At 76.3% G+C, this 14,528-nt stretch carries 2 protein-coding genes and 1 pseudogene; all 3 read left to right on the top strand.

The genetic code is table 11. From position 1 onward, the window contains the following. Positions 1–1,950 (top strand): SDR family NAD(P)-dependent oxidoreductase (locus DZF91_RS20495; RefSeq protein WP_117359074.1); only part of this gene is annotated, 1,950 nt, incomplete at its 5' end. Beyond that, positions 1,947–6,917 (top strand): annotated as a pseudogene (locus DZF91_RS43190) (amino acid adenylation domain-containing protein); the annotation flags it as partial. The gene DZF91_RS20495 and the pseudogene DZF91_RS43190, both read left to right, overlap by 4 nt. A gap of 145 nt (positions 6,918–7,062) precedes the next feature. Further along, a partial coding sequence (locus DZF91_RS42720; RefSeq protein WP_199486756.1) for a non-ribosomal peptide synthetase occupies positions 7,063–14,528 on the top strand: 7,466 nt, incomplete at its 3' end.

Consider the following 14,528-nt stretch of genomic DNA (forward strand, 5'->3'; position numbering starts at 1 on the left):
CTGTGGACCCCGCTGCCGGAGACCGCGGACCGCCCGGACGCCGCACCGGACCCCGCACCGGACCCCGCCCCGGACGCCGCCCCGGACGCCGCGCCGGGCGTCCGGCTGGTGTTCGCCGCCCCGGACGACTTCCAGCGGCTGAGCGTGGACGGGCCGGCGCTCGCCGTCGACCGGGACGAGGCGTTCGGCGGGAGCGACCCCGACCGCGTCCGGCTGCGTGACCTGCTGAAAGCGGTGACCGCCGAGCACGGCCCCCTCGACACGGTCGTCTTCGCCCTGCCGCTCTCCGCGGAAGGCGAGGTGTCACGGCGGGTCGCGGTGGCGACGGCCGAGCTGACCGCGCTGGTGGGCGCGCTCGCGGACGGCGAGTTCGGCCGCCCGCTGGTCCTCGTGACCACGCGCGGGGCCGTGCACGCGCGCGACGGCGACCGCGTCGACCTGGGCGTCTGCGCGCTGCCCGCACTCGTCCGGACGGCCGCGCGGGAGGCCGCCGCGCTGCGCGTCCGGCTGCTCGACCTGCCGTCCGACCGGGCGGAATGGCCGGACGCCGTCCGCGCCGAGCTGGCCGACCGCGAGTACCCCGGAGTGGTCGTCGCGGCCCGCGGCGGACGCCGCTGGACGCCCCGGCTCAGCCCCGTCCCCGAGGACGCGGTGCCGGACGCGCCGCCCGTCGTCCCCGGCGGCCGGTACCTGGTCACCGGCGGCCTCGGCGGCATCGCGCACGACCTCGCGGCGTACCTGGTCGCCGCGCACGGCGTGCGGCTGCTGCTCACCGGCCGGTCGCCCGCCGAGGGCGAGAAGGCCGACCGGCTCGCGGCGCTCCGGGCGCTCGGCGACGTCCGCTACCGGCGCGTCGACGTCGCCGACGCGGACGCCCTCGAAGCCGCCGTCGCCGAGGCCGAGGCCGACTGGCACGGCCCGCTCGACGGCGTCCTGCACCTGGCCGCCGCCGACCCCACGAACCAGTGGGCCGCGCTCGAACGGCACACCCTCGCCAACGAGACCGCCGGAACGTTCGCCGAGCAGTTCCGGCCGAAGGTCGACGGGACCCTCGCGCTCGCGCGCCTCCTCGAACACCGGCCGGACGCGTCGCTGGTCCTGTTCGGCTCGGTCAACGGAGAGTTCGGCGGGCACTCGTTCGGCGCGTACGCGGCGGCCAGCGGCTTCCTCTCCGGATTCGCCGACCACTGGCGCCACGAACGCGGCCGGGACGTCCGCTGCCTGGCCTGGAGCATGTGGACGGGCGTCGGCGTCAACCGCGACCGCCCCGCCGAGCCGGCCGCCCGGCGCGGCTTCCGCGCGCTCGACCCCGACGAGGGCCTGCGGCTGTTCCTCGCCGCGCTCGCCGCACCGCACCACTACCTCCTGCTCGGCCTCGACCTCGCCCACCCCGAACTCGCCGAGGAACTGGCCCCCGGCGACCTGTACGCGGGGGAGCTGGTGGTCGCGCACGCGGGCGGCGACCCGGACGCGGTCCGCGCGGCCGTCGCGCCGCTGACCCGCGACGTCCCCGTGCCGGTGCGGCTGGTGGAGGTGCCCCGCGTCCCGCGGACGCCGGAGGGCGGCGTGGACGCCGCGCAACTGCTGCTCGACGCCGCCCCCGCCCGGACGCGCCGCACGTCCGCCCCGCCCGCCACCGACCTGGAGCGCCGCATCGCGCGGATCTGGTCGGACGCCCTCAACCGCCCGGCCGTCGGACGCGACGACTCGTTCTTCGACCTGGGCGGAAACTCCCTGCGCGCCACGCGGCTGCTGGCGCTGCTCGACGACCGCCTCGCGGTCCGGCTGACGACGCACGAGCTCTACGAGAACCCCACCGTGGCGGCCCTGGCGGCCCTCGTCGGCGACCCCGGCACCCGAACAACCGGCCCCAGCACACCCGGACCGGGAGAACCCGGCCCCGGCACCCCTGAAACCGGCATGCCTGGAACAGGAGCGGAAGCGCAGTGACCCCCATCTCTTTCGCACAGCGCCGCCTGTGGTTCATCGACCGCCTCGACGGCCCGTCCGCGGTCTACAACGTGCCCTTCCCGGTGCGGTTCCACGGCGCTCTCGACGTCGGGGCGCTGCGCGCGGCGTTACGGGACGTGGTCGTCCGGCACGAGAGCCTGCGCACCGTCTTCGCGCAGGACGAGGGCGGCTCGCCGGAGCAGCGCGTCGTGCCCGCGGCCGACCTGGAGCTGCCCGTCCCGCTGGTGGAGACCGGCCCGGACGGCGTGGACGCCGCGATCGCCGAGGCGTCCGCGCACCGGTTCGACCTCGCCAAGGACGTGCCCGTGCACGCCCGGTTGCTGCGCGCCGCGCCGGACGACCACGTCCTGGTCCTCGTGATCCACCACGTCGCGGTGGACGGCGAGTCGGCCGTGCCGCTGGCCCGCGACCTCGCCGCCGCCTACACCGCCCGGCTCGCCGGGCACGCGCCCGACTGGCCCGGGCTGCCCGTCCAGTACCGCGACTACACGCTGTGGCAACGCGAGATGCTCGGCGACGAGGACGACCCGGAGAGCGTCCTGGCGACCCAGCTCCGCTACTGGAGGGACGAGCTGTCCGGCGCCCCCGAGCGGCTGCGGCTGCCCACCGACCGGCCGCGCCCGGCCCGCGCGAGCCACGAGGGAGACGTCGTCGACATCGGGATCGACGCCGGGCTGACCGCCGCCGTCGCCGAGCTGGCGCGCGCGAAGGGCATGACCACGGCGATGGCGGTGCAGGCCGCGCTCGCCGTCCTGCTGTACCACCTGGGCGCGGGCGACGACGTGACCATCGGCGCGACCGTCGCGGGCCGCACCGAGGAGGAGCTCGCCGACCTCGTCGGGTTCTTCGTCAACACCTGGGTGCTGCGCGCGGACCTGTCCGGCAACCCGACGCTGGACCGCGTCCTGGACCGGGTCCGGGACCGCGCCCTGGCCGCCTACGACAACCAGGACGCCCCGTTCGAGCGGGTCGTGGAGGCCCTCAACCCGGACCGCTCCACCGCGCACCACCCGCTGTTCCAGGTCATGTTCAGCTGGCAGACCGACGCCCGCGTCGAGCTGGACGTCCCGGGCGCGACGGCGGCGCTGACCGCGACCGGCACCGGCACCGCCAAGTTCGACCTGGAGTTCAACTTCACCGAGGACCCGGACGGCGGCGGGCTGCGCTGCCGCCTGGAGTACGCGACCGACCTGTTCGACCGGTCCACCGCCGAGCGGATGGGGGACCGGCTCGTCCGGGTCCTGCGGCGGCTCGCCGCCGACCCCGGCGCGCGGATCGGCGCCGTGGACGTCCTCGCCGCCGACGAGCGCGACCGGCTCGCCGCCTGGAACGCCACGGCCGCGCCGACGCCCCGGGACACCGTCCCCGGCCTGGTCGAGCGGCGTGCCGCCGAGACCCCGGACGCCGTCGCGGTCGTCTGGGAGGGCCGCGAGCTGACCTACCGGGAGGTGGACGCGCGCGCGGACCGGCTGGCGCGGGCGCTCGTCCGGCGCGGCGTCCGGCCGGAGACGCTGGTCGGGCTCGCCCTCCCGCGCTCGGCGGACCTGGTCGTCGCGCTGCTGGCGATCCTGAAGTCCGGCGCGGGCTACCTGCCGATCGACCCGCGCTACCCGAGCGCGCGGCTGGAGCACGTCCTCGACGAGGCCCAGCCGCTGTTCCTGCTCACCGACCGCGCGACCGGCGGCCTCCTGCCACGTCCCGACGTGCCCCGCCTCCACCTGGAGGACCTCCGGCTGGACGGCCCGGACCACCGCACCTCGCACGACGAGCCCGTCCCGCCGCAGCCGCACAACGTGGCGTACGTGCTCTACACGTCCGGCTCGACCGGGACGCCGAAGGGCGTCGCAATCACGCACCGCGGCGTGGTGAACGGCGTGACCCGGCTCGCCGCGACCGTCGGGCTGCGGCCCGGCACGCGGATGCTCGCCGGGACCTCGGTCGGCTTCGACGTGTCGGTGTTCGAGATCGTCACGACGCTGGCGTCCGGCGGGATCGTCGAGGTCGTCCGGGACGTCCTGGAGCTCGGCGAGCGCGGCGGCTGGAACGGCGGCGTGATCAGCACCGTCCCGTCGGTGTTCGCCGAGCTGGTGGACCAGATCGCGCCCAACACCAGCGTGGACGGCCTGGTCTTCGCGGGCGAGGCGCTGCCCTCCGCGCTGGTGCGGCGGGTGCGCGAGGCGTTCCCGGGCGTCCGGGTCGTCAACGCCTACGGCCAGTCGGAGAGCTTCTACGCGACCGCGCACGTCGTGGACGGGCCCCTGCCCGCCGACGCGGACGGCGGCGCGCCGATCGGCACGCCGCTCGGGAACATGCGCGCGTACGTGCTCGGGCCGGGCCTGATGCCCGTCCCGCCGGGCGTGGTCGGCGAGCTGTACGTCGCCGGCGAGGTCGGGCGCGGCTACCACGGCCGCGCCGGGCTGACCGCCGAGCGGTTCGTCGCCGACCCGTTCGGCCCGCCCGGCCAGCGCATGTACCGCACCGGCGACCTCGCGCGCTGGACCGCCGGCGGCACCCTGGAGTACGCCGGCCGCGACGACGCGCAGCTCAAGGTGCGCGGCTTCCGGATCGAACCCGGCGAGATCGAGGCGGCGCTGACCGCGCACCCCGGCGTCGCGCAGGCCGTGGTGACCGCGCACGACCTGCCCACGGGCCGCCACCTGGTCGGCTACGTCGTCCCGGCCGGGCGGCCCGGTGAGGCCACCGAGGGCGGACGGCACCGGAACGTGGACCTGACCGCCGGGGTGTCGGCCGCCGAGCTGCGCGGCTTCGTCGCCGCCCGGCTGCCGGAGTTCATGGTCCCGTCGGTGTTCGTCGTCCTGGACCGGCTGCCGCTCACCCCGACCGGCAAGCTGGACCGCGCGGCGCTCCCCGAGCCCGAGTTCACCGGCGGCGAGTACCAGGCCCCCCGCACGCCCGAGGAGGAGATCCTCGCGACGGTGTACGCCGAGGTCCTCGGCGTCGACCGGGTCGGTGTGGACGACGACTTCTTCTCCCGCGGCGGCGACAGCATCCGCTCGATCCAGGTCGTCACGCGCGCGGGCGCGCACGGGATCTCCCTCACCCCGCGCGAGGTGTTCCAGGGCCGCACGGTCGCGCGGCTCGCCGAGATCGCGGCGGCCAAGACCGGCGAGGAGAGCGGACTGGAGGAGCTGTCCGGCGGCGGCGTGGGCGTCGCCCCGCTCCTGCCGATCGGCGAGTTCCTCATGGGGCTCGGCGGCGGGGTCGACCGCTTCTCGATGTCGATGGTCGTGGACCTGCCGGACGGCATCGACAAGCCCGGCCTGCTCGCGACCCTGGGCGCCGTCCTGGACCGGCACGACGCGCTGCGGTCCCGGCTCGTCCCCGACGGCCTCGACATCGCGCCGCCCGGATCGGTGAGCGTGTCGCCGCTGCTCACCCGCGTCCGCTGCACGGACGACACCTGGGACGAGGTCGCCGCCGCCGAACTCGACGCCGCCACCGGGCGCCTCGACCCCGCCGCCGGGATCATGGCCCAGTTCGTCTGGTTCGACCGGCCGGCCGCGCGGGGACGGCTCCTGATCGTCCTGCACCACCTGGTCGTGGACGGCGTGTCCTGGCGGATCCTGCTGCCCGACCTCGCCGCCGCCTGGGAGCGGATCCGCGACGGACTCGCGCCGGAGCTGCCCGAGGTCGGGACCTCCGTGCGGCGCTGGGCGCACGCGCTCGCCGAGGAGGCCCCGAGGCGCGCGGACGAGATGCCGCTGTGGCGCTCCATCGTGGACGGCCCCGACCCGGTGTTCGGCGACCGCCCGCTCGACCCGGCCGTGGACGTCGCGTCCACCGTCCGGCACCACTGGGTGCGGCTGTCCGCGCCCGTCACCGACGCCGTGCTGACCAGGCTGCCCGCCGCCTACCACGGCGGCGTGAACGACGGGCTGCTCGCCGCGCTCGCGCTGGCCGTCGCGCGCTGGCGGCGCGGGCGCGGCGTGGACGAGACGTCCCTGCTGGTCCGGCTGGAGGGGCACGGCCGCGAGCAGGAGGTGGTGCCCGGCGCGGACCTGTCCCGCACGGTCGGCTGGTTCACCAGCATGTACCCGGTGCGCCTGGACGTCGGGGACGCCGACGTGGACGACGCGATCGCCGGGGGACCGGCGGCGGGCCGCACCGTCAAAGCCGTCAAGGAGCAGCTGCTCCGCATCCCCGACAAGGGCATCGGCTACGGCCTCCTGCGCTACCTCAACCCGGACACCGCCGAGGAGCTGGCCGCGCTGCCGAGCGGGCAGATCGCGTTCAACTACGTTGGCCGGTACGCCGAGACCGACAACCCCGAACACCTGCGCGGCCTCGGCTTCACCCGCACCCCGGAGGCGACCGAGCTGGTCGCCGCCCCGGACGACGACCTGCCGGCGCTGTCGTGCCTGGACGTCAACGCCCTGGTCACCGACACCCCGGAAGGGCCGCGGCTGACCGCGCGGTTCAGCCATCCGTCCGGCGTGCTCGGCGCGGACGACGTGCGCGAGCTGGCCGACCTGTGGCAGGCCGCGCTGGAGGGCCTGGCCCGGCACGCGACGGCGCCCGGCGCGGGCGGCCTCACCCCCTCGGACGTGCCGCTCGCGCGCGTCCGGCAGGACCAGATCGAGGACTGGGAGGAGCGGTACGGGGGCCTCGCCGACATCTGGCCGCTCACCCCGCTCCAGTCCGGGCTGCTGTTCCACGCGATGCTCGCCGGGGACGACTTCGACCCCTACCACGTGCAGCTCGTCCTCCACCTGTCCGGACGGCCCGACCCGGACCGGCTGCGCGCCGCCGGGCAGGCCCTGCTGGACCGGCACCCGAACCTGCGCGCCGCGTTCGTCCCCACCGACGACGGCGACTACGTGCAGGCCGTCCCGCGCCGCGTCGACCTGCCCTGGCGGTACGCCGACCTCACCGCGGGCCCCGACCCGGACGCCGACCTCACCCGCTTCCTGGAGGAGGACCGGGCCACCTACTTCAACCTCGCCGAGCCGCCGCTGCTGCGGCTGTCGCTCGCGGCCACCGGCCCGCACTCGGCCGAGCTGGTCTTCACCGCGCCCGCACTCGGCCGAGCTGGTCTTCACCGCCCACCACGTCCTGTTCGACGGCTGGTCGGTGCCGCTGCTGCTGCGCGACCTGCTCCGCCTGTACGGGACGTCCGGGGACGCGTCGTCGCTGCCGCGCGTCCGCGACTACCGCGAGTTCCTGGAATGGCGGGCCGCGCAGGACGACGAGGCCGCCGCCCGCGCCTGGGCGGACGCGCTCGCCGACGTGACCGAGCCGACGCTGCTGGCGCCCGCGACGTCCGCGGTGAACGCCGCCGACGTCGGCCAGGTGGACGTGCCGCTGCCCGCCGACCTGGTCCGCGGGCTGTCGCGGCGCGCGGCGGGGCTCGGCGTCACCCTGAACACGCTCGTCCAGGGCACCTGGGCGCTGCTGCTCGGCCGCCTCACCGGGCAGCGGGACGTGACGTTCGGCGCGACCGTCTCGGGCCGCCCGCCCGCGATCCCCGGCGTGGACGGCATGGTCGGCCTGTTCATCAACACGCTGCCCGTCCGCGTCCGCTGCCCCGCCTCCGCCACGTTCGCCGAGCTGCTGACCCGCGTCCAGGACGAGCAGGCCGCCCTGCTGGACCACCAGCACCGCAGCCTCGCCGAGATCCAGCACGACACCGGCCTCGGCCGCCTCTTCGACACGTTCGTGGTGTTCGAGTCGTACCCGATCGACCACGTCGGGCTGAGCGAGGCCAACACCGGGACGGAGCTGAACGTCACCGGCCTGACCCCGTACGGCGGCTCGCACTACCCCATCGCGGTCGTCGCGGACGCCGACCCGCACCTGCACGTCGTCCTGCAGTACCAGCGGCACGTGTTCGGCCGGGACGCCGTGGACGCCATCGCCGACCGGTTCCGCCGCATCCTCCAGCAGTTCGCGGACGACCCGGACATCCCGGTCGGCCGCATCGACGTGCTCGACCCGGCCGAACGCGAACTGGTGGTGTCGCGCTGGAACGACACCGCGCACCCCGTCCCGCCGGCGACGCTGCCGGAGCTGATCGCCGAGCAGGCGGCCCGCACCCCGGACGCCACCGCCGTCCGCTTCGAGGACGCCGGGCTGACCTTCGCCGAGCTGGAGGCGCGGGCCGGACGCCTCGCGCGCCGCCTCGCCGCGCGCGGCGTCGGCCCGGAGAGCGTCGTCGCGGTCATGCTGCCGCGCTCGGCCGACCTGATCGTGGCGCTGCTGGCCGTCCTGAAGGCGGGCGCCGCGTACCTGCCGGTCGACCCGGACCACCCGGCCGCCCGCATCGCGCACCTGTACGAGGACGCCCGCCCGGCCCTCACGATCGCCGGACCGGACGCCCCCGTCCCCGACGGGGCGCAGCGCCTCGCCATCACCGACACCGACCAGGCCGACAGCGACCCCCACGCCGAGCTCGTCGGGCCCGCGCCCGCGAACACGGCCTACGTCCTCTACACGTCCGGCTCGACCGGACGGCCCAAGGGCGTCGCCGTGACGCACGCGGCGATCGTGAACCGCCTGCTGTGGATGCGCGACCACTTCGCCGTCACGCCCGCCGACCGCGTCCTGCAGAAGACGCCGCTCGGGTTCGACGTGTCGGTGTGGGAGCTGTTCCTGCCGCTGCTGTCCGGCGCGACGCTGGTCGTCGCCCGCCCGGACGGCCACCACGACCACGCCTACCTCGCCGGGCTCGTCCAGCGGGAGGGCGTGACGCTCGTCCACTTCGTCCCGTCGGTGCTGCGCGACTTCCTCCAGGAGCCCGCCGCGCGCGGCTGCACGAGCCTGCGCGAGGTGGTGTGCAGCGGCGAGGCGCTCACGCCGCAGCTCCGCGACCTCTTCTACGAGGTGTTCCCGCCCGGCTCGCACCGCGCCCGGCTGAACAACCTGTACGGCCCGACCGAGGCCGCCGTGGACGTCACGGCCGCCGCCTGCCCGCCGCACGCCACGGGCGCCGTCACCATCGGCGGCCCCGTCTGGAACACCCGCTGCTATGTGCTGGACGACCGGCTCGCGCCCGTCCCGCCGGGCGTCGCGGGCGAGCTGTACCTCGCCGGCGACCAGCTCGCGCGCGGGTACGTCGCGCGGTCCGGGCTGACCGCCGAGCGGTTCGCCGCCGACCCGTTCGGGCCGCCCGGCGCGCGGATGTACCGGACCGGCGACGTGGTCCGCTGGGACCACCGGGGCGAACTGGAGTACCTCGGACGCGCCGACCAGCAGGTCAAGATCAGGGGCCAGCGGGTCGAGCCCGGCGAGATCGAGGCCGTGCTCGCCGCCCACCCGGCCGTCGACCGCTGCGCCGTGGTCGTCCGCGACGCGGCGGGCGGCCCGCGCCTGGTCGCCTACACCGTCCCGGACCGGGAGACGGCGGGCGCGGTCGCGCGCCTCGCCCGGCTCCGCCGCGAGGGCCGGCTCGACGGCCGCGAGCTGCACGAACTCCCCAACGGCCGGCTCGTGTGCGCGCGCAACCGGTCGAACACCGCGTTCCTGTACGAGGAGATCTTCGTCCGGAACGAGTACCTGCGGGCGAGCGAGCTGCTGCCGCCGGACGCGCACGTCGTGGACGTCGGCGGGCACGTCGGGATGTTCTCGATGTTCGTCGCCGCGCGGCGGCCGGACGCGCGGATCTACGCGGTCGAGCCCATCCCCGAGCTGGCGGAGATGTTCGCGATCAACGCGGAGCTGCACGCCATCGACGCCGTGGTCGAGCGGTGCGGCCTGGCCCGCGCGCCGGGCGAGGCGGAGTTCACCTACTACCCGGACCTGTCGATGCTGTCCGGCCGGTACGCCGACGAGGACGAGGAGCGGCACGTCCTGGAGCGGGTCATCGCCAACGACGACGCCCTCGCCGAGCTGGACGACGACGCCCGCGCCGAACTGCTCACCGAGCGGCTGCGCGGTCAGCGCGTCCGGGTGCCGCTGCGGACCCTGTCCGACCTCGTCCGCGCCCACCGCATCCCGGTGATCGACCTGCTCAAGGTGGACGCCGAGAAGTCCGAGCTGGAGGTGCTGCGCGGCATCGAGGCCGAGCACTGGCCGATCGTCCGGCAGGTCGTCGTCGAGGTGCACGACATCGGCGGACGGCTCGACACCGTCGTCCGGATGCTGCGCGGACGGGGCTTCCGCACGACCGTCGAGGCCACCGACGAGCTCGCCGGGACCGGCCTGTACTCGGTCTACGGCGTCCGCCCGGACGCCGCCGAGGCCCCGCCGGCTCCGTCGGCCGCGCCCGCCGCGTCCACGGAGTCCGCTGCGTCCACTGAGTCCACTGCGTCCACGGAGTCCGCCGGGGACGGCCAGGCCTGGTTCACCCCGCGGAGGCTCGGCGACGACCTGCGCGAGTACGCCGCCGCGCGGCTGCCCGGCTCGCTCGTCCCGGCCGCGTTCGTCCCGCTCGACCGGCTGCCGCTGACCGGCAGCGGCAAGCTCGACCGGGCCGCGCTGCCCGCGCCCGACTTCGGCGCGGGCGCCGGGGCCGGACGCGCTCCGCGCACGCCCCGCGAGGAGCTGCTGTGCACGCTGTTCGCCGAGGTCCTCGGCGTCGAGCGGGTCGGCATCGACGACGACTTCGCCGCGCTCGGCGGGCACTCGCTGCTCGCGACCCGGCTGGTCGGGCGGATCCGTACCGCGCTCGGCGTGGACGTCCCGATCCGGGTGGTGTTCGACGCGCCGACGGTCGCCGAGCTGGTGCGGCGGCTGCCGACCGGTCCGTCCGAGCGGCCCGTCCTGCGCCGGGTCGAGCCGAGGCCCGAGCGGGCGCCGCTGTCGGCGGCGCAGCACCGGCTCTGGTTCGCGCACCGGTTCGACGGGCCGTCCGCGACCTACAACGTGCCGCTGGTGCTGCGGCTGTCCGGGGCGCTGGACGTCCCGGCGCTGCGGCTCGCGCTGCGCGACGTGGTCACGCGGCACGAGAGCCTGCGCACGCTGGTCGGCGAGGACGAGAACGCCGTTCCGTACCAGCGCGTCCTGCCACCTGACGACGCGCTGCTCGACGCGTCCCTGCGCACGCCGCTGGTGGACGTGGAGCCGTCCGCGCTGGACGCGGCCGTCGCGGCCGAGGCGGTGCACCTGTTCGACCTCGCGGCCGAGCCGCCGGTGTGGGCCAAGGTGTTCCGGACCGCGCCCGAGGAGCACGTCCTGCTCCTGCTGATCCACCACATCGCCGGGGACGGCGAGTCGATCGCGCCGCTGACCCGCGACCTCGGCACCGCCTACGAGGCGCGGCTCGGCAGGCGCGTCCCGGACTGGGACGAGCTGCCCGTCCAGTACGTCGACTACACGCTCTGGCAGCGCGAGCTGCTCGGCGACGAGCACGACCCGGCCGGGACGCTCGCCGCGCAGGCGGGCTACTGGCGCGACGAGCTGGAGGGCGTCCCGCAGCCGCTGCCGCTGCCCACCGACCGGCCGCGCCCCGAGGCGCCCGGCCACGGCGGCGGCCTGGTCGAGTTCACCCTCGCGCCGGAGCTGGTCACGGCCCTGGAACGGCTCGCCGGGGCGCGCGGCGCGACCATGTCCATGGTTCTCCAGGCCGCCCTCGCCGTGCTGCTGCGCGAGCTCGGCTGCGGCGACGACATCACGATCGGCTCGCCGATCGCGGGGCGCACCGAGGAGGCCCTGACCGACCTGGTCGGGTTCTTCGTCAACACCTGGGTGCTGCGGGTCCGGGTCCCGGCGAACCCGACGTTCGGCGAGGTGCTGGACGAGGTGCGGCTGCGCGCGCTGGCCGCCTACGACAACCAGGAGGCCCCGTTCGAGCGGCTCGTGGAGCTGCTGAACCCCGAGCGGTCCACCGCCTACCACCCGCTGTTCCAGGTCATGTTCGCCTGGCAGAACGTCACCGACGGCGACTTCGGGCTCGCCGGGCTGCGCGCGTCGCTCGACACCGTCCCGACCGCCACGTCCAAGCTCGACCTGTCGTTCATCCTGGGCGAGGTCCCCGGCCGCGGCGTGGTCGGCAACGTCGAGTACGCGACCGACCTGTTCGACCGCGAGACCGTGGCCGACCTGGCCGACCGGTTCGTCCGGACGCTGCGCAGGGCCGCCGCCGAGCCGGACGGCCGGCTCGGTGTGGTCGAGGGCCCCGGGCGGGAGGCCGCGGCGGTCCGCCCGTCCGCCGACACACCGTTCGTCGCGCCCCGAACAGAGACCGAGACCGTCCTCGCCGGGGTGGTCGCGGACGTCCTCGGCCTGGACCGCGTCGGCGTGGACGACGACTACTTCCTGGTCGGCGGCGACAGCATCCGCTCGATCCAGGTGGTGTCGCGGGCCAAGGCCCTCGGCGTCGAGATCACCCCGCGCGAGATGTTCGAGCTGCGGACGGTCGCCAAACTCGCCGCCAAGGCCGAGGAGAGGGCCGAACGCGGGGCCGGGGAGGGGGCGGGCTCCGATCCGGAGCGCGACGCCGGGCAGGACGGCGTGGGCACGCTGCCGCTCCCGCCGATCGCCCGGTTCCTGCTGGACCGCCCGCACACCGACCGGTTCGCGATGGCGACCATGCTCGACCTGCCCGAGGGCATCACCGAGGACGGCCTCGTCGCGGTGCTCGGCGCGGTCGTGGACCGGCACGACATGCTGCGCTCGCGGCTCACCGGCGGTGAGCTGACCGTCGGGCCGCCCGGCGCGGTGGACGTCCGGACGCTCCTCACCCGCGTGCCGCGCGCGGCCGCCGACCCCCAGCGGGAGCTGGACGCCGCCGTCGCGCTGCTCGACCCGTCCGCGGGCGTGATGGCGCGGTTCGTGTGGCTCGACCCCGGCCTGCTGGTCGTCGCGCTGCACCACCTCGTCGTGGACGGCGTGTCCTGGCGCGTCCTGCTCCCCGACCTGGCCGCCGCCTGGCGGGCCGTCCGGGACGGCGACGAGCCCCGGCTCCCCGAGGTCGCCACGTCCTTCCGGCGCTGGGCCCGCGCCCTCGCCGACGGCGCGCCCGGCAGGGCCGCCGAGCTCCCGCTCTGGCGCGGGATCACGGCCGGCCCGGACCCGCTGCTCGGCGCGCGCCCCCTGGACCCGGCGACCGACGTCCAGGCCACGTCCGAGGGGCTGGACGTCGAGGTCCCGGCCGAACTCACCGAGGCGCTGCTCACGACGCTGCCCGCCGCGTTCCGGTGCGGCGTCGACGAGGGCCTGCTCGCCGGGCTCGCGGTCGCCCTCGGCCGGTGGCGGCGGGCGCGCGGCGTGTCCGCGCCGTCCGCGCTGCTGCGGGTGGAGGGCCACGGCCGCGAGGAGCAGGCGCTCCCGGGAGCCGACCTGTCCCGGACGGTCGGCTGGTTCACCAGCCTGTTCCCCGTCCGGATCGACGTCCCGGAGACCGCCCTGCGCCCGGACGCCGGCAAGGCGCTCGGGGACGTGCTGAAGGCCGTCAAGACCCGGCTCCGCACGCTCCCCGACAAGGGCCTCGGGTACGGCGTCCTGCGCCACCTCGGCGGGGACGCCGGGCTCGCGGACCTGCCGTCCGGCCAGATCACCTTCAACTACCTCGGCCGGTTCGGGGCCGCGGACATGCCGGAGGACCTGCGCGGGCTCGGCTGGACGCGGGCGGTCGGCGCGGACCGGCTCACCGTCCGCCCCGACCCGGACATGCCCGTCCTGACCACGCTCGACGTGAACGCCTACGTCGCCGAGACCGGCGACGGGCCGAGGCTGCGCGCCCGGTTCGACTTCCCCTCCGGCGTGCTGTCCCGCGCCGAGGTCGCCGAGCTGACCGGCGCGTGGCTCGCCGTCCTCGGCGAGCTGGCCGCGCACGCCGCCCGCCCGGGCGCGGGCGGCCTCACCCCGGCCGACCTCCCGCTGGTGGCGGTGCGGCAGAGCGAGATCGACACCTGGGAGCAGCGGTACCCCGGCCTCGCCGACGCCTGGCCGCTCACCCCGCTCCAGCCCGGCCTGCTCTACCAGTCGGCCCTCACCGGGGACGGCTACGACCCCTACCACGTGCAGCTGGTGTTCGAGCTGGCCGGGCCCGTGGACCCGGCGCGGCTGCGCGCGGCCGGGCAGGCCCTGCTCGACCGGCACCCCAACCTGCGGACGGCCTTCACCGGCGGCGCCTCGGGCGACGGGATCCAGCTCGTCGTGGACGGCCTCGCCCTGCCGTGGCGCGACCTCGACCTGCGCGACCGGACCGCCCCGGACCGCGACGCCGCGCTGCGCGCGTTCCTCGCCGCGGACCTGGCCGACCACTTCGACCCGGAGGTCCCGCCGCTGCTGCGGATGGCCCTGGTGCGGACCGCGCCGGACGCGTCGCTGCTGGTTCTCACCTCCCACCACGTGCTGTTCGACGGATGGTCCGTGCCGCTGCTGACACGCGAGCTGCTCGCCCTCTACCGGGCGGGCGGCGCCGCGGACGCCCTGCCCAGGCCGCCCGAGTACCGGGACTTCCTCGTCTGGCTCGCGGACCGGGACGCGTCCGCGTCCGCCCGCGCCTGGGCGGACGAGCTCGACGGCGTGGCCGAGCCGACCCTGCTCGTCCCCGGCCTGCCCGCCGACGCCGACCGGAGCGGCGCGCGCCGCGCCGAGGTCCCGCTCACCGCGGACCTCGCCGCCGCGCTGCCCCGCCGGGCGGCCGAACTCGGGAT

It is taken from the genome of Actinomadura logoneensis (assembly GCF_003428695.1).
Lineage (GTDB): Bacteria > Actinomycetota > Actinomycetes > Streptosporangiales > Streptosporangiaceae > Spirillospora > Spirillospora logoneensis.